Source organism: Vibrio sp. JCM 18905 (assembly GCF_055393305.1).
Genome location: NZ_AP043878.1, coordinates 1,222,325 through 1,240,500, shown reverse-complemented (window position 1 = coordinate 1,240,500; position 18,176 = coordinate 1,222,325). Strand labels below are relative to the sequence as shown.

General features: G+C 46.7%; 12 protein-coding genes. 8 read left to right on the top strand and 4 right to left on the bottom strand.

Annotated features, from left to right (window positions below):
* Positions 1-54: 54 nt before the first annotated feature.
* Positions 55-4,323, bottom strand: a complete 4,269-nt coding sequence (gene fdhF / locus ACZ5ZC_RS05415; protein WP_464931468.1) for a formate dehydrogenase subunit alpha — start codon at positions 4,321-4,323, stop codon at positions 55-57.
* 244 nt (positions 4,324-4,567) lie between these two features.
* Here fdhF and ACZ5ZC_RS05410 point away from each other — a divergent pair, with 244 nt between their 5' ends.
* The 5 genes from ACZ5ZC_RS05410 to copI all read left to right on the top strand — a co-directional run bounded on the left by ACZ5ZC_RS05410 (position 4,568) and on the right by copI (position 12,234).
* Positions 4,568-4,987 carry a hypothetical protein gene (locus ACZ5ZC_RS05410; RefSeq protein ID WP_182035795.1) on the top strand — a complete coding sequence of 140 codons (420 nt, stop codon included), beginning with the start codon at positions 4,568-4,570 and terminating at the stop codon, positions 4,985-4,987.
* A gap of 218 nt (positions 4,988-5,205) precedes the next feature.
* Positions 5,206-6,627: a TolC family protein gene (locus tag ACZ5ZC_RS05405; RefSeq protein WP_053313547.1), complete on the top strand. Its 1,422-nt coding sequence runs from the start codon at positions 5,206-5,208 to the stop codon at positions 6,625-6,627.
* Between the two features lie 102 nt (positions 6,628-6,729).
* A complete protein-coding gene (locus ACZ5ZC_RS05400; RefSeq protein ID WP_104973859.1) occupies positions 6,730-8,445 on the top strand; it encodes an efflux RND transporter periplasmic adaptor subunit in 1,716 nt (571 codons plus the stop codon).
* A gap of 2 nt (positions 8,446-8,447) precedes the next feature.
* Positions 8,448-11,588, top strand: coding sequence for an efflux RND transporter permease subunit (locus tag ACZ5ZC_RS05395; protein ID WP_464931467.1), 3,141 nt, complete (start codon positions 8,448-8,450; stop codon positions 11,586-11,588).
* Positions 11,589-11,652: 64 nt separating this feature from the next.
* Positions 11,653-12,234, top strand: coding sequence for a copper-resistant cuproprotein CopI (gene copI, locus ACZ5ZC_RS05390; protein WP_464931466.1), 582 nt, complete (start codon positions 11,653-11,655; stop codon positions 12,232-12,234).
* 98 nt (positions 12,235-12,332) lie between these two features.
* Here copI and ACZ5ZC_RS05385 read toward each other — a convergent pair whose 3' ends face one another.
* Positions 12,333-13,682, bottom strand: coding sequence for a ferredoxin reductase family protein (locus tag ACZ5ZC_RS05385; RefSeq protein ID WP_464931465.1), 1,350 nt, complete (start codon positions 13,680-13,682; stop codon positions 12,333-12,335).
* Positions 13,683-13,921: 239 nt separating this feature from the next.
* On the opposite strand from ACZ5ZC_RS05385, the gene blaCARB reads away from it, so the two are divergent.
* Both blaCARB and ACZ5ZC_RS05375 read left to right on the top strand, forming a co-directional pair.
* Positions 13,922-14,773, top strand: a complete 852-nt coding sequence (gene blaCARB / locus ACZ5ZC_RS05380) for a CARB family carbenicillin-hydrolyzing class A beta-lactamase (protein WP_054867535.1) — start codon at positions 13,922-13,924, stop codon at positions 14,771-14,773.
* Positions 14,774-15,065: 292 nt separating this feature from the next.
* A complete protein-coding gene (locus ACZ5ZC_RS05375; protein ID WP_006742172.1) occupies positions 15,066-16,115 on the top strand; it encodes a sensor domain-containing diguanylate cyclase in 1,050 nt (349 codons plus the stop codon).
* 118 nt (positions 16,116-16,233) lie between these two features.
* Here the strand turns inward: ACZ5ZC_RS05375 and ACZ5ZC_RS05370 are convergent, their stop codons facing one another.
* Positions 16,234-16,386 carry a hypothetical protein gene (locus tag ACZ5ZC_RS05370; protein ID WP_005375418.1) on the bottom strand — a complete coding sequence of 51 codons (153 nt, stop codon included), beginning with the start codon at positions 16,384-16,386 and terminating at the stop codon, positions 16,234-16,236.
* A gap of 245 nt (positions 16,387-16,631) precedes the next feature.
* Between ACZ5ZC_RS05370 and speG the strand changes: the two genes are divergently transcribed.
* Complete coding sequence (speG, locus tag ACZ5ZC_RS05365) at positions 16,632-17,171, top strand: spermidine N1-acetyltransferase (RefSeq protein WP_464931812.1); 540 nt, start codon at positions 16,632-16,634, stop codon at positions 17,169-17,171.
* Between the two features lie 48 nt (positions 17,172-17,219).
* Here speG and ACZ5ZC_RS05360 read toward each other — a convergent pair whose 3' ends face one another.
* Entirely contained in the window at positions 17,220-18,017 is a 798-nt protein-coding gene (locus ACZ5ZC_RS05360; RefSeq protein ID WP_046873738.1) for a hypothetical protein, read from the bottom strand.
* Between the last annotated feature and the right edge of the window lie 159 nt (positions 18,018-18,176).

Here is an 18,176-nt window from a genome sequence, read left to right as displayed (position 1 = left end):
ATATCATAAGCTTAAATGCAATTTCTCAACTCGCCAGTGCGTGAAGCGTTGATGTTAGACGTGGTGTACCGCCTCCTCGACAGGCTCTGGTTGAGCGGCCGTTTCACTGATTTCAATCTTAACCGCTGCGACTTTGAATTCAGGAATTTTCGCATGCGGGTCCGTTGCCGTGGTCGTCAAGCGGTTAACTGGCGACTCAACGAAATGGAAAGGAATAAACACGACGCCTTTTTGCATTCGCTTGGTCACAAACGCATCAATTTCGATGCTGCCACGACGAGTCGACACTTTTAGGCGCTGACCATTGTGGATACCAATTACTTCGGCATCTTCAACACTGATCATCGCTCTTGGCCCAGCAAGGTTATCCAACCCTTTCGTTTTGCGTGTCATCGTACCGGTGTGGAATTGTTCTAGCACACGCCCTGTTGTAAGCACCAAAGGATACTCTTCATCAGGCAACTCAGCTGCATAACGGAACGGCACGCCCACCATTTGCCCTTTCCCTCGGGTAAATTGGGTTTGGTGCATGATACGAGTACCGTTTGGATTGTTCTTGTTACTTGGCCATTGAACACCGTTCGGCGTGATCGCGTCCCAACGCAACCCTGCATATTGCGGCGTTACACGCGCGATCTCGCTAGTGATTTCAGAAACGCACTGGTAATGCCAATCGCTGCCCATCGCGTTTGCGATCGCTTGAATAATCCACCAATCTTCTTTCGCCTCACCCGGCGCTTTCACTGCCGCATTAACGCGCTGCACGCGGCGCTCAGTATTGGTGAAGTGACCGGATTTTTCCGCAAATGAACAAGAAGGCAATACCACATCTGCGTACTGCGCTGTCTCGGTGAGGAAGATGTCTTGCACGACCAAGAAGTCGAGTGCTTCCAACCCTTCAATCACGTGCGCTTGGTTTGGATCGCTCAGTACTGGGTTTTCGCCCATGATGTACATCCCGCGAACTTCTCGTTTGCACGCCGCATCGATGATTTCCGTTAGGGTAAGCCCTTGCTCAGAAGGTAAGTTCGGCGCATCCCACTCAATCGCGAATTTCTGACGAACAATCGGGTTATACACTTTTTGGTATCCCGGATAACAGTTCGGCAATGCGCCCATATCACACGCACCTTGTACGTTTGATTGACCGCGCAGTGGGTTAATACCACCACCCTCAATACCGATGTTGCCACACAACAATTGCAGGTTTGCAATCGAACGAACGTTGTCGTGCCCTGTTGTATGCTGGGTAATACCCATTGAGTAATACACCGCCGTGCGTTTTGCCGTACCAATCATTCGTGCCATCGCGAAAATATCGTCCGCTTTTACGCCCGTCACTAACTCAACTTTGTCGAGGTTGTACGCTGGCGACATCACCTCTTGAAGCAAGGTATCAAAGCCGTCGACGCGCTCTTCGATGTATTCTTGATCGTACCAACCATTTTTGATGATTTGCTGCATCACGCCGTTGAGCAACATAACATCCGTGCCCGGACGATGCGCTAAGTACAGCTCTGCATGTTCAGCCATGTCCACTCGTTTCGGGTCTGCCACAATCAAGCGCGCCCCGTGATGACGAATCGCCTGTTTGATGTGCGAAGCGATGATCGGGTGCGCAGATGTGGTGTCAGAACCGATAATAAAGATCACATCGGAATGCTTAATGCTCGGAATGTCGTTGGTCATCGCACCACTCCCCAACGATGCTTCAAGCCCTGTCACACTTGATGCGTGACACAAACGTGCGCAGTGATCAACGTTGTTCGTACCAAGTTCACGACGGATGAATTTTTGAAACGCGTAGTTATCTTCGTTAGTGGTTTTCGCTGAAGAGAATCCGGCCAGTGCGTTGTTACCAAAATCTTGCTTGATGGTCGAAAGCTTCGAAGCCACTAGCTGAATCGCTTCGTCCCAACTTGCTGGCTGCAACCAACCATCTTTACGAATCAGTGGTGTCGTTAAACGCTCTTCGCTGCTAATGAAATCAAAACCGAAACGGCCTTTCACGCACAGCATACCTTGGTTAACTGGCGAATCCGCCCCTTTTACATAGCGGATTTTGTTTTGTTGCTCATCGACAAACATGGTCAACTTACAACCCACACCACAATAGGTACAAATGGTATCGACGGCTTTTAGCTGTTCGGTTCTGCCTTGAGAGCGGTCACGGCTGTCCACCATCGCGCCCGTTGGACATGCCTGAACACACGCCCCACATTGCACGCATGTTGAATCGCCCATGAGCGTCAAACCGCTGCAACTTGCGCCTTTTTCATCGGAGCGGAATCGTGGACGATCATCTGGTCGTAAAGCTGGTCGGCCATTTTTATCCGACACAAAACTCAACACACCATGTACCGCTTGCTCACGGCATGCTTGAATACACTGACCACAACTGATGCAGCGGTTAGCATCAAATTCAATGAACTCAGAACTGCGGTCTACTTCGTATTTGTGACGAAGATCTTTCGCACGTAAATCGAGCCAATCTTGATGACCAATCACGTTAGCAGAGGAAACGTCCACGGAAACATCGAAATGTTGCTCGGCATGATATTCCGTTGAGTAATCTCGCAAGGCACAGTCGGTATTCGCTTGGCAACCACACTCTAAGCAGCGCGCCGCTTCTTTCATGGCCTCTTCGTTATCAAAGCCCAGTTCCACTTCAGCAAAACTCTGCTCACGCTGTGCTGGCGTCAATTCCGGCATGATTGAACGAGCAACTTTTTGGATATTTTCGAAATGAAGTGGGTCAACCTGCGCCAGTTTTTTCTCTTTACGAGAGTTGAACGCTGGTTTCGGCATGTCCGCCATATCGCCATCGAGGAACAGATCAATCGCTTTTGCCGCAACTCGCCCATCTCCCACTGCTTCAACCGCTGTTGCAGGACCACGACGAAAATCACCGATACTGAAGATATTGCCCGTACCCGTGTGCATGGTTTGCGCATCGGATTCAGATGTGTTCCAACGCGTTAGAGGAATGGACAGCTCATCGTTTTCTAAGAAGCTGAGATCCGGCTTTTGCGATACCGCTGCAATCACGGTATCAAATGCTTCAGTAAAGAACTCACCCGTTGGTTTCGGGCTACGACGACCAGACGCATCTGGCTCACCTAACGCCATTCGTTCTAATCGAATTGCCTTCACGCGGCCGTTTTCATCCGCGATGTTTTCCGCCGGATTCGTTAAGAAATGGAACTTCACACCCTCATGTTCAGCTTCGACGATTTCGTAGTCTTCGGCTGGCATTTCGTCGCGAGTTCGACGATAGATCAAAGTGGTATCGGCACCCGCACGACGCGCCGTACGCGCACAGTCGATCGCAGTGTTACCACCACCAATCACGGCAACTTTTTTGCCCGTAACGTAGTTTTGCTCTGTAACGTAATCTTTCAGGTAATCAACACCGAGGTAGCAACCGTCCAACTCGCTACCAGGATAATTCATTTCTACCGCTTGAGACGCCCCTACTGCCAAACAGACAGCATCGTAGTCTTCACTCAATTGAGACAGCGTGAAATCAACACCAAGCTTTTTGTTGGTTTCAACTTGCATACCGTTGCGGCACATCAGTTCGATTTCTTTGTCTAGAATATCTTTGGGTAGGCGATATTCAGGAATGCCGTAGCGTAGCCAACCGCCTGCTTTTGGCATGGACTCAAATATGGTGACGTCATAACCTTCATTCGACAAGTAATAACCTGCCGTTAAGCCACCGGGGCCACTACCAACAACGGCGATCTTGCGATGCTTCGCTGGTTTTTTCTCTGGGACATACGCTTCATGCGCCGCTAAATCTGCGTCTGCGGCATGGCGTTTGAGTTGGCGAATGGCAATCGGCTCATCCACCAAAGAACGGCGACACTCACTTTCGCAGAATGCCGGACACACGCGCCCAATCGACAACGGCATTGGCAGTGTGCGTTTAATAACTTCAATCGCTTTTTGATGATCGTTTTGCGAGATATGGTAGAGATAAGATTGGATGTCTACTCCAGCAGGACACGCCGTTTTACAAGGAGCTTCACAGTCGGCGTAGTGGTCCGTCATGATTCGGTTGAGCGCTTTTCTGCGGTGCTCACTCAGTTGTTCTGATTGTGTGACGACATTGAGACCGCGGTACACTTTGAGATCACAGGCGCGCTTAGTTCCGCCACTTTCCACTTCGACCACACACAAATCACACGGAATTTTCTCGTTACTTTTGTTCATTCCGCACAGTGAAGGGATTTCGACCCCACACACTTTGGCTGCTTCCAGAAGAGTTAGCCCCTCTTCTACAATTCTATATTTTCCATCGATGACAATTTCTATCATACAACCCCCGAAGCAGGCACACTAAACCTTACATTCTATAAGGATAAACCCTACCATGGAAAGTTCGTGTGACAAAAAACTCACTAGCGAGATATTTCTTAGCGATTAATATGTCCAATTGACTTTAAGATGTAGAACTCATTATCTCGAAGTGGGTTCGGTATAATCCTTGACTTTACCCCTAGGGTAACCTTTATTATTTAAGGGTTACTCGATATATAAGCTCATTTTGACTGGAAACCGTATGCGTCTGAAATCATTGCATACAATTTGGCTAACGTTATGTACAACGCTGATACTGCTGGTATCTAGCGTGGTTAACAGCGCGCCTTTAATGAGTATCAAAATGATGTCGAGTGATGCCATGATGTCAGCTCACATGACGGAAATGGCAAGCGAGAACGATCACTGCGGCTCACCGAGTATGAGCATGGAGATGGCCTCATCGTTGAGCTCCGACTCTGTAGAGATGACCATGAGCTGTATTGATGGCTCCGGTATGATCCACAATTGCTGTACAGCATCTTGCTCATTCGTTTTTGTCCCATTACCAGTCACTGACAGCCAGCTCTCCCCATTGGCTTGTCGCGCATCCATTGCCTCAGAAATTACCGCACCAGTGGTACAAGTCACCCATGATTTGTATCGGCCTCCGATAGTTTAATCCATACAAAGCATTCGACCCTGCATCGCTTTGCAGGCAGTTTCTTTGCGCCCAACTGATAGCGTGCTCACCTCAGCTATTCGCTCGTAACTCCATTTGTTACCTGCTATTTAGCGATAAAAAAGTGCGTCATCCGTTTGGCAAATACCAACGCTCTCCCGCGCGGTTCAATCGATCCCGAAACGCAAAAGAGCTTGGTATCAATTTGGATGTAAATTATGGAATTCAACCCAAATCGCTTAGTGGCACCAGTATGCTCACTGGCTCTGGTTGCCCTACCTGCTTTCAATGTGGTGGCACAATCGCCAGCCAATACGAAAGCACAACAAGAAGCGCAAGCTCAATCAATCCAAGCTCAGTCAACCAATGAGCTAGCAAACCTCATTAGCGTTGCGTTGAGTAACGATGGCAACCGTAAGCAGTTCTATGCTCAATCGGAAGCAATGCGTGAAACAGGCGTAGCCAGCGCAACCTTGATGGACCCGAAATTGAAAGTCGGTTTTGGTGGTTTGCCTGTCGATAGCTTCAAATTTGACGAGGATCCGATGACCAATATCTCCGTCGGTTTGATGCAACAGTTCGAACGAGGCTCGACGCTCGACCTTCAACAAAAGAAAGCCAATCAACAAGCCGATGGTTTGTCGTTGCAAGTTCACGCACGGGAGCTTGAAGTGGCAAACAGCATGACTCAGCTTTGGTTGGAGCTGGGCTATCAGCAGAAAGCAGAGCAAATTTTGCTAGAAAACCGTCGGCTCATGACGGAAATGGAAAACTTCATTCAAACCAATTACTCAATCGGCAAAAGCGAAGCGCAAGATTTACTGAATGCACAGCTTCAAGTGAGTAAGTTGGATGAAAAGCTGCAAGCCAACGCACAAATGCAGCGCCGTTTGGTCTCGCAACTCTCAGAATGGTTGGGCTCGGACTGGCTCAATACCTATACCCAAAACGGACGCTCAACACTTCAAGCCAGCAATACACTGACTTGGGCGTCATTAAACCAAAAGTTGTCTGCTAATAACGAAACGACCAAGCACTACCAACAGTTGAGTGAGCACCCGATGGTGAAAATGGCAGACGTAAGTATTTCTGCCAATGAAACTCAAGTGGACATTGCAGAGCAAGCTTACACGCCTCAATTTGGTGTGGAAGTGATGTACGCCTATCGTCAAGCCAACAATATGAAAGGCGAACCTGCATCGGATTTGGTGAGCGCGTATCTAACAATGGACATTCCCCTGTTCACTGGCAATCGCCAAGACCGCAACTTAGCCGCCGCTCAGTATCAAGTGGGTGCTGCTCGCTCACAAAAAGATACGTTACTGACTCAGATGAACGCGAAGGTCAACACATTGCTGGTTGATCGCGCCAACTTGAGTCAGCGTTTAGAGCGTTATCAATCCACCTTACTTCCCCAAGTTCAAGCTCGTATTCACGCGGTAGAAAGGGGTTATCAAAACAACACCGCACAGTTTAACGACGTGATCATGGCAAGCACAGACGAGCTGGCGCTAAAGCTCGAACAGCAACGTCTTATTACCGATTTAAACATCGTAAACAGCAACTTAGCGGCTTTATTGGGTGGTTTCGAATATCAAGTATCCGCACCCAACATCACGACTGAAGCAAGCGCGAACTAAAACAAAACATGAGAGAACCCAAGTTTGGGGACGATGGCGAATGCACACCAATAAACAATCAACATCGCTGTCATGCCTCATGGGGAAAATAAGGAATTAGGAATGAGTTCAAATTCAATCAAGATAGCAACCATCGCTCTGCTTGTTGGCGGGGCACTAGGGTTTGGCGTTAATCAGTACCTATCTGGTGCAAACCACGACATGAGTGGCTCAGGCGCTAACGCTGCAAGCAGCTCAAACGAGCCACTCTATTGGGTTGCTCCAATGGATCCAAATTATAAGCGCGACAAACCGGGCAAATCGCCAATGGGCATGGACTTGATCCCAGTGTACGCTGAAGATCTCGCGGGTGAACAAGACAAACCCGGCACGGTAAAAATTGACCCATCAGTTGAAAACAACTTAGGTGTAAAAACCGCTCAAGTCTCTTTAGAGCAACTTTCACCTCGGATTGAAACTGTCGGCTATATCGCGTTTGACGAAAGTCATTTGTGGCAAACCAACGTTCGCGTGGCCGGCTGGGTTGAAAAGCTTTACATCAATGCCGTGGGTGAAAAGGTCAAAAAAGGCGATGTGCTGTTCACGCTGTACTCGCCTGAGCTAGTCAAAGCACAAGAAGAGCTGCTGAACGCCTACCGAACTGGGCGTAATGGCCTGGTGAAAGGCGCGACAGAACGTTTAGTGACACTGGGTGTTGATCGTTCTCAAATCAGAGCCATCACTCAACGCGGGAAAGCATCGCAAACTATTGAAATTAAAGCTCCGGAAGATGGCGTCATCGCGAGTTTGAACGTTCGCGAAGGTGGTTACCTATCCCCTGCTCAAGCGGTAATCAGCGCGGGCCCACTTGAAAACGTATGGGTGGATGCCGAAGTATTTGAGCGCCAAGCTCACTGGATGAAAGCAGGAAGTAGCGCCACTATGACGCTTGATGCTATTCCAGGCAATGAATGGAAAGGGGTTGTCGACTACGTATACCCTATTCTGGATCCTAAAACTCGTACCTTGCGTGTACGCCTCAAGTTCCCTAACCCGAATGGCGATCTTAAACCTAATATGTTTGCCAACATTGCCCTTCAACCAGTCACTGATAACGCAGTTATGACGATTCCTAAGTCTTCCGTTATTCGATCCGGCGGTATGACCCGAGTCGTGTTGTCTGAAGGCGATGGTAAATACCGCTCAACGCGCATCAAAGTTGGGCGTGAAGCCGACGACAAAATCGAGGTGCTACAAGGTCTGTCTCAAGATGATCGCATCGTAACCTCTGCACACTTTATGTTGGATTCGGAATCGAGCCAAACGGCTGATCTATCCCGTATTTCATCACCTACTGAAGCCAAAGTAGAAACAGTTTGGGCTAAGGGTGAAATCACCGATGTGATGAAAGATCACCGTATGTTGACCATTAATCATCAACCCGTAGCAGAGTGGGATTGGCCGGGTATGGTCATGAACTTTACCCTCGCAGATGACGTTGATGTGGGCACTCTGCAAAAAGGCCAAGCTATCGAGTTTGAAATTCAGAAAACAGAGTCCGGTCAATATGAAGTCGTTGACTACAAAACCGATGACAGCGTTGTCGTGACTGACGTATGGATTACCGGAGATATCAGCATGTTGATGGCGGATTTTGGGATGATAACTCTCAACCACCTCCCAGTTGCAGAATGGAACTGGGAGGCAGGAGAGATGAACTTCTCTGTGGGTGATGAAGTGGATCTATCCGGATTCAAAGAAGGTCAGAAAGTCCGATTTCTAGTTGAAAAACAAGGAGCTGACTACGTATTGAAGCAACTTGAAGCGGTTGAGGGCTAACTATGATTGGAGCAATAATCCGCTGGTCGATCAAAAACCGTTTCATGGTTTTGATCGCAACCTTAGCGCTTGTTTTAACCGGACTTTACAGTGTAAAGAATACACCTGTAGACGCCATTCCGGATCTTTCTGATGTTCAGGTGATCATCAAAACAAGCTACCCAGGCCAAGCACCTCAAGTAGTTGAAGATCAAGTTACTTACCCGCTAACCACCGCCATGCTCGCCGTACCAGGAGCGGAAACCGTTCGTGGTTATTCATTCTTTGGTGACTCATATGTTTATATCATTTTTAACGATGATACCGACATGTATTGGGCACGTTCGCGCGTTTTAGAGTACCTAAGCCAAGTAGCACCTAAATTACCACCGAGTGCAAAACCGACATTAGGACCAGATGCAACGGGTGTGGGCTGGGTCTACAGCTATGTACTGCAAGATAAAGCTGGCAACCATGATCTTGCTGATCTACGCAGTATGCAAGACTGGTTCTTGAAATATGAGCTGCAAACCGTCGATGGCGTCTCTGAAGTCGCAACCGTTGGCGGTATGGTGAAGCAATATCAAGTTCAGATTGACCCAGCTAAGCTACGTGCTTACAACCTGACACTGCAACAAGTGAACATGGCGATCCAAAACGGCAATCAGGAAACGGGCGCCTCTGTTGTTGAAGTAGCAGAAGCGGAACACATGGTTCGCACTACAGGTTACCTAACGAGTATTGAGGATATTGAATCACTCCCGCTCAAAGTGACAGAGAAAGGTACACCGCTCTTATTGGGCGACATTGCTGACATCAACTTAGGTCCGCAAATGCGTCGCGGCATCTCTGAGCTTAACGGCGAAGGTGAAGCGGTTGGTGGCGTTATTGTCATGCGATTCGGCGAAAACGCGAGTGAAGTCATCAGCAAAGTAAAAGACAAACTTGAAGATTTACAGCGTAGCTTACCGGATGGTGTAGAAATCGTGCCTACTTACGATCGCTCCACGCTGATTAACGCTGCCGTAGAAAACTTGTGGAAGAAATTGGCGGAAGAATTCATCGTCGTGGCGATTGTTTGTGCCCTCTTCCTATTTCACATCCGTTCGTCTTTGGTTATCGCGCTGAGCTTGCCCGTCGGTATTTTATCCGCGTTTATCGTCATGCATTCTCAAGGCATTAACGCCAACATCATGTCGCTCGGGGGGATTGCCATCGCCATCGGTGCAATGGTGGATGGTGCCATCGTAATGATAGAAAACGTCCACAAGCATATTGAACGAACGCCTCTCACGGATAAGAACCGCTGGCAAGTGATTGGCAAAGCCGCTGAAGAAGTGGGCGCGCCCCTGTTCTTCTCACTGCTTATCATCACGTTAAGCTTTGTGCCAGTATTTGCACTGGAAGGTCAAGAAGGCAAGATGTTCTCCCCTCTCGCCTTTACTAAAACTTATGCAATGGCCGCAGCGGCAGGTTTGGCAATTACCCTCGTACCTGTGCTCATGGGTTATTTCATCCGTGGCAACGTATTACCAGAGCATAAGAATCCAGTAAATAGAGGCTTAATTGCGCTGTATCGCCCGTTGCTGAATACCAGCCTCAAGTATCCTAAGAGTATGATCGTTATCGCTTTAGGTCTAATGGCGTCAGCTTACTATCCAACCAGTCAACTGGGTAGCGAGTTCATCCCACCATTGGATGAAGGCGACTTGATGTACATGCCGACTACGTATCCGGGAATCTCGATTGGTAAAGCACGTGAACTAGTTCAGCAAACCAACAAGCTGATCAAAACCGTACCGGAAGTCAAAACGGTTTGGGGCAAGATTGGCCGTGCGGAAACGGCCACCGATCCTGCACCACTTACCATGATTGAAACAGTTATTCAGCTAAAACCTCACGATCAATGGCGTGAAGGCGTGACGACAGAATCGTTACGCAAAGAGTTCGATGAACTGATTCAGTTCCCGGGACTCACCAACGCTTGGGTAATGCCAATCAAAACGCGTATCGACATGCTTGCGACGGGCATTAAAACGCCAATTGGGATCAAAATCGCAGGCCCAGACCTGAAAGAGATCGAAAAAATTGGTGCTCAGCTGGAACCTATTCTTAATAGCGTTCATGGCACCTCATCTGTATATGCGGAACGTGTCGCGGGTGGCCGTTACGTAACGATTGATATCAAACGCCGCGCAGCTGCGAGATATGGATTGAGCATCAAAGACGTTCAGCAAGTTATCTCAACCGCGGTCGGTGGTATGAATGTTGGAGAAACCATTGAAGGGCTAGAGCGCTACCCTATCAACGTCCGCTATCCGCAAGATTACCGTGACTCGGTTGTTAAACTGCAAAACCTACCACTGGTAACCCCCAACGGCGCACGCATCGCACTCGCAGACGTGGCAGATATTCGTTATGAAGATGGTCCACCGATGATCAAAACCGAAAACGCGCGTCCAAACGGTTGGGTTTTCGTGGATATCGAAGGTCGTGACCTAGGCTCATACGTCGTGGAAGCACAACAAGTAGTAGCAGATCAACTTGAATTACCTGTGGGTTATTCGCTGGCTTGGTCAGGTCAGTACGAATACATGGAACGCGCCAAAGACCGCTTAAGTGTCGTAGTACCAATCACTATTGCGATCATCATGATGCTACTTTACTTCAGCTTCCGCCGTGTGGGTGAGGTGCTGATCATCATGCTAACGCTGCCTTTAGCAATGGTTGGTGGCTTATGGCTGATGCATTATCTGAACTACAACTTCTCTATTGCCGTGGGGGTTGGGTTTATCGCCCTCGCCGGCGTTGCGGTGGAGATAGGCGTCATCATGCTGGTGTATCTCAACCAAGCGTGGCACCACCGAAAACTGGATGCAGAAGAGAAACAACGACCGCTTCAAGCACGGGATCTTACAGACGCAATTCGCGAAGGCGCTGGCTTGCGTGTGCGGCCTGTCATGATGACCGTATTAACGGTAATCATTGGTCTTATTCCAATCATGTACGGCGAGGGGACAGGCTCTGAAGTGATGCAACGCATCGCTGCACCGATGATTGGTGGCATGGCCTCTGCCCTGCTGTTAACGCTGCTTGTGTTACCTGCCATCTTCAAGCTGTGGAAACAGCGTGAAGTGAAATCAACTCAACACCAAGATAAATAACAACGAGCGCCATTATTCAGAAGAATAATGGCGCGATATCTAATTGATAGTAAAGGAAATCAACATGAAAAAGACTCTTATCACTCTTGCTCTAACCATGGTATCGAGTGGCGTATTTGCTCAAATGGATAACTCAAACATGAACCACGAAAATATGGAGCATGGTCAAATGGATCACGGTTCCATGAACATGGATAAAATGCCGATGGATCATGGAAAAATGAACCACGGTAAAATGGATCATTCTGGTATGAGCGGCATGCCAGGCATGTCAGCGGTTGGTATGCCTGCAAATGGCGCAAAACCAGACAAAGTCGTTCATGTACTCTTAACGGATGATATGAAAATTACATTCAAAAAAGACGTGACAATAGAACCGGATGATGTGGTTCAATTTGTGGTAATGAATACAGGCAAAATCAATCACGAATTTACCATTGGCTCAACAGAAGAACAGCTTAAACACCGTGAAATGATGAAAACCATGTCTGGCGATCACATGCATGACTCCGGCAATGCTGTCACTGTTGAACCAGGCAAAGCGAAACAACTCCTGTGGCACTTCCATGGCGATAAAAATGTAGAGTTCGCGTGTAATATCCCCGGACATGCAGAAGCCGGCATGGTCAAAAAAGTGGAACTGTAGTGAGACCGGATTAACGCATTCATACGGTTCATAGACGTTAAATGTAAATACAAAAGGAGCTAATATCAGCTCCTTTTTATTTCGCCCCAAATACTAGATTATCGCATCACAAACAGCTCTTCATGATAGTGGTGTTCTGTATCAAAACGATATGCCTCTAACTCTTTTTTCAGGGTTCGAGAGAATACCTCCGGCCCACAGAAATAAAGCTCATAACGCGATAAGTCGCCGCATTCCTTCGCAATTCGTTCAACATTAAGTCGAGGTGAAACCGCAGTATCTATCACGTTTAGTTTCACTTGTGCCTGATGCGCGGCATTCCACAGTTCATCCACTAAATGACTATCTAAGCCACGTGTGCAATAAAACAAATGCACTGGCGGATGTATTTTTAACGCTTTCAGTGAAGATAAGATGGCAAAGAACGACGCTATCCCGACACCACCAGCAATCCAAACTTGCGGCTTGTTGACATCAAACTCTAAACGTCCATACGGCCCTTCAACAACAACCTCATCGCCCGCTTTCACGCGCTGGTACAAATTGGTCGTGAAATCGCCTAGCTCTTTGATCAAAAAACGGACCTCTGGATCCTGCTCACCTGAAACAATCGTAAACGGATGTGGATCTTCATTACCAAAACGAACGTAAGCAAACTGTCCTGCTTTGTGCCCTTGCCAAGTTTTTCCTTGACCGTTATTGCTTGGCGCCAAAACCAGCTCCATCACGCGCGCTTGAGGGAAGTAGCGAGTCGACACCACTTTGGCGGGATAGCGATTCGCTCGTCCGACAAAGCCAAACAAGCTATAAACGGCAGCCGCAGAGCCCATCAATGCAAAACCTAAAGCGACAAAATGAATGGGATCGCCCCAGTACGCGTGCTTGATCAGCAAAACGGAGTGAACAGCAACCATCAGATACACCACCGCCATTAAACGATGGGACAACTTAAACGGTTTGTATTTAACAACAGTCCAGAGTGACACTGCCAGCAATGCCAATAGCAAATAAAAGCCCCACTCACCTAAATCCAAGCCTACATCACGCAGTTCTTTAACCCATAACTCCAAACCAACGAAGTTATTGCCCGATGGCCCTGCTCCAGTGTGTTTTAGTGGTTTTTCCAACCAACCAGCAGCAACGAGCCACTTTGGAACTTTATACATAAGCCAATGGATCACACCCAAACTGACACCTGCTATGCCTAGCCACTTGTGCACTCGATATGCCTTGTCCATACCATGAACCCATTTCTCTATTACAGGTAAGCGCAGCGCCAGCACCATCGCAATAGACATCAAAGCTAACGACAAAACACCAGAATATTGAATAAGCGCGGAGCGCCATTGGAAGAATTGGGTCGAGGAAAGCAGTTGCGGTTCACTCATCCACCACAACACAGACACGGCGGCAATTATCATCCATACAAAATTTCGTACAGTTTTCATGAACATCACTCTCAAATTGACGACAACTCTAGTTTAGTTTTTCTAGCGTAATGCAACGTCAATATTCGTAAAGTTGAGTAAACCCACAATATACTTAAGGTCAATAACAAACTTGGAGGTATTGCGCAGAATCCTACAAAAAATCGACATGGATTTAACAGTGGTTAGAGTATTCGCTCGTTATAGTTTGCGTAACATCGCCACAGTGCGAACCAAAACCAAAATGAAGAACACGACGCATGAAAAAGTTATTTTTGTTGGCTGGGCTAATGGTTTGCTCAACCCTAAGTTACGCTTCCCAACTGAATGAAGACATTTCTCTCATCGAACAACAAACCTCAAGCAGAATTGGAGTCTCGGTTTGGGATACGCAAACCGATGAGCGCTGGGATTACCGTGGCGATGAACGCTTCCCACTCATGAGCACATTCAAAACCTTGGCTTGCGCCACAATGCTAAGTGATATGGACAGCGGTAAGCTAAGTAAAAATGCGACCGCGAAAGTCGATGAGCGCAGCATCGTTGTGTGGTCTCCAGTGATGGACAAACTCGCAGGCCAAAACACACGCGTAGAACACGCTTGTGAAGCTGCGATGTTGATGAGTGATAATACTGCTGCCAACTTAGTATTGAATGAAATCGGCGGCCCTAAGGCCGTGACAATGTTTCTGCGAACTATTGGTGATAAAGCGACGCGCCTAGATAGATTAGAACCACGTTTGAACGAAGCGACACCGGGAGACAACCGCGACACAACCACACCTAACGCCATGGTAAACACTCTGCGAACCTTGATTGAAGGAGAAACGTTGTCTTACGAGTCTCGCGTGCAATTAAAAATCTGGATGCAGGACAACAAGGTTTCAGACTCGTTAATGCGTTCAGTATTACCAACAGGTTGGTCTATCGCCGACCGCTCTGGTGCGGGTGGTCACGGTTCGCGTGGTATTAACGCAATCATATGGAAGGAAAACCATCGTCCTGTTTACATTAGTATCTATGTCACAGAAACCGAGCTATCACTGCAAGCCAGAGACCAGGTCATCGCGCAAATCAGTCAGTTGATTTTACAGAAATACAAAGATAATTAATTCACTGCGTACATATTTACTTTCCTAAGTTTACCCTCTTTGCCCTTCTCTTCCCTGAAGGGCTTTCCTATTCTTTGGTTCTACCTCAAAAACACCCCTTATTGAGTAATGACTTACTTATAAATAGGTATAACATTTATTCATTTAGGCGTGAGTTAACGCCCACATTAAGCAATTGAACACACATAGATGGCGATAAATAAACCATAATCTTACGTAGAAACGCATTTTTCTTGAAAATAGCTTCGTGTAACTTATTGTTGGTATTTGCAACATCGCAAGGAGATGTCTATTGAGACTTGAAAGAACTTTTAACCCTGATGACTTATCGATGCAGAACATGGAAAGTCCGATCTGTATGCCGATAGGGTTTGTTCACTTTTTAGCTCAATCGGAAACATTGCAGCAGGTGCTTGATACGGTCGCAGAATGGATAAATCGTATATTCAATTCCGACCGCGCGAGTATCACGCTTTATGAAAATGATGATCATCTAAAGGTCTACTCTTTCTCTGGTAATAAAGCGATTCCGGCTGAATTCTTGGTACCTATTCACCGAGCTTTTGTTGGCCGAGTGTTCAAAAAACAACAACTGATGATCTGTGACGATGTCACTCAATCTGATGAGGTCGATTGTGTGATGCTGGCATCCAATGGCATGGGGACGTGTATGGATGCGCCTTTAATGCACGGTAAAGTCTGTTTGGGCACGCTTAATGTTGCACATCATCAAACGCACACTTATACAAACGAACAAGCGGCACAGCTTCAGTGCATCGCTAACTGGATTGCTTTAAACATTGCTCTTCATATACAAATTATGAAAATGGAGCATCTCGCCACAACGGATGATCTGACTGGCATTCCAAACCGCAGAGAATTCATGCGACAAATCGAAAGCCGCTTGACTGAATACCGCACCCAAGGCATTGACTTCCATGTTGCTATTCTAGATTTAGACAACTTTAAGAGCCTTAATGATCGGTTTGGTCATGATGCTGGCGATAAATCGCTGATCCATGCAGTCAACACCATTCAAAGTCATCTACTTGACTGTGACTTACTTGCCAGAGTTGGCGGTGAAGAGTTTGCCATCGTACTAAGAAGCCGGTCATCGCAAGAAGCCCTAAACACATTAGAAACGATTCGCAATGCGCTAGAAACTACGACGATTCAACACTCAGGTCGTGATATGAGCTTTACCGCTAGTATTGGTGTAACTCAAGTCTGTAGCTTGGATGACTCGTTTGAACCACTCGTAAAACGCGCCGACTTAGCCCTTTACAAAGCTAAAGAAACCGGTAGAAACCGTGTTGAGGTTCATAAAACAGAAGAAAACTAGAAAAGAGAGTGATAAAAAAGGTAGCGACTTGTTGCGCTACCTTTTATAAATTCTAACCCGCCTAAAATAAGTAATACGAACTTTAAGCCAGTTTAGAAATAAGAGTGAGCAAATTTAATTATGCTTTCTTAAGATCTTTAGCTGGGTAAGTTAGCGTTTTCTCGCCTGCTTTTACGTGTGTGTAAAAACCGCCACTGCTTAAACCTGTAACAACCATTTCGCCAAGATCGATACCTTTAGTCGCTACTACTACGTCACCGATTGAAAACATATTGAATACCTTGTTTATTTAGATTAAGACACTAAGTCGTTGCGCGGTATTTAATATGATATTAGGCAAACCACCTAATCGAATTTTTTATCGTAAAGATTAATTTTTATTTGGCGTGAGCTCTAAGTTTCCATATTGAAAAAACCACAATATTTCCCAAAAACAGATGCGCTATTCTTGTTAAATACGTTAAGATTTTCTAGCATCAATTGCGGAGGTTTACTCCGCCTCATTGGAGATAAATGATGAAGAAAGGCCTAAAAATGCGTGCACTAGAACGCTCTGATTTGCGCTTTATTCACGAACTAAATAACAACCGAAATATCATGGCCTACTGGTTCGAAGAGCCTTATGAATCTTATGATGAGCTCGAAGAACTGTACCGAAAACATATACATGATGACGCAGAAAGACGCTTTGTGGTTGAAGATGAAGACGGCATAGTGATTGGATTGGTCGAACTTATTGAGATCAACTACATTCACCGAAGCGCTGAGTTTCAGATAATCATCGCCCCAGAGCATCAAGGACGAGGTTATGCGACAGAGATGATTAATCGTGCATTGGATTACTCCTTCTCGATTCTTAATCTACGTAAAATATACTTATTGGTCGCAGTGGATAATGAAGTCGCTATTCATTTATATAAGAAATGTGGTTTTATTGAAGAAGGCCATTTAGTAGAAGAATACTTTATTAACGGAGCCTATAGCGATGTTAAGCGCATGTATATATTAAAACACAAATATCAGAAAAAGATCGAAGAAAAGAACGCGATTCACTAATTTATTCCATCAAAGTAAAAACGCAGCCATCGTTGCTGCGTTTTCAATTTACTCAAATTGATATTGGTAAGATAGTGCGACGCGCCTATCTGCCTCATCTAAATACGTGTTGTTGTCCATGACAAACGTCATTACGTTAAACGAGTGACGTTTATTCACGAGATAACCAAGGCCGATACCACCAAAGAAGCCTTTGTAGTTCTCTCCTTCACTGTTTTCTGAGCCGTAAGTGCCTGCTGCGAAGCTGATTAACGTCAGCTCTTTGGTAAACGATTTCAGCGCAAATGCACCAACGTAACCGCTGCTGCCTGAAGAGCTCATCATATTGAAGCCATTCTCTGCACTTGGAGTGCCCGTAAAGTTAGGCTCGCTACAGTTGCTGCCTGCTGCACCGTCACAAACAGGAACATCACCAGTGTTGTACGTATAGCCTGCCATTGGGAAAATTTGGAAGCCTGCTGGCTCAATCCCGAAATAACTTAGCGGCATAAAGGTACCAACGCTGTAGTTGGTTTGATCCGCGCCGTTTACGTATTCATTTTTACCGAAGTTGAAGTTCACGATACCGACCGGAAACAACCACGAACCACCAATACGCCACTCGCTCGCATCATCATTGATACGCAGGTTGATTTTGCGCGCTTGGTCAAGCGCAAGTGAGCCCGAGAATGAGATGTTTTGATCATCAAAATCGTAGTTGTTTGCGTACGACGCGCCAAATTTCGTGATGACTTTTGTTGGGTCATCCGCCAACTTGTTTTTATTGTCTTTTACTCGATGCTCGGCACCATGAGCCAGCGTACTGACCAACAACGTCGTACACACTAACGCTAGTTTGTTTTTCATTTTTAGTCCTTTGAGATGTTGAATACCCGCACTTAGCCGCGCAGATACTTTTTAAATCATCACTCACTGGGTGTGACAGAAGCGCCCTAACTACCTTAGATGGCGTGACAGCATCCAGTGCAGGTAGTTAGGGTAGAATGGCCTGTAAGGAAGGCGTTT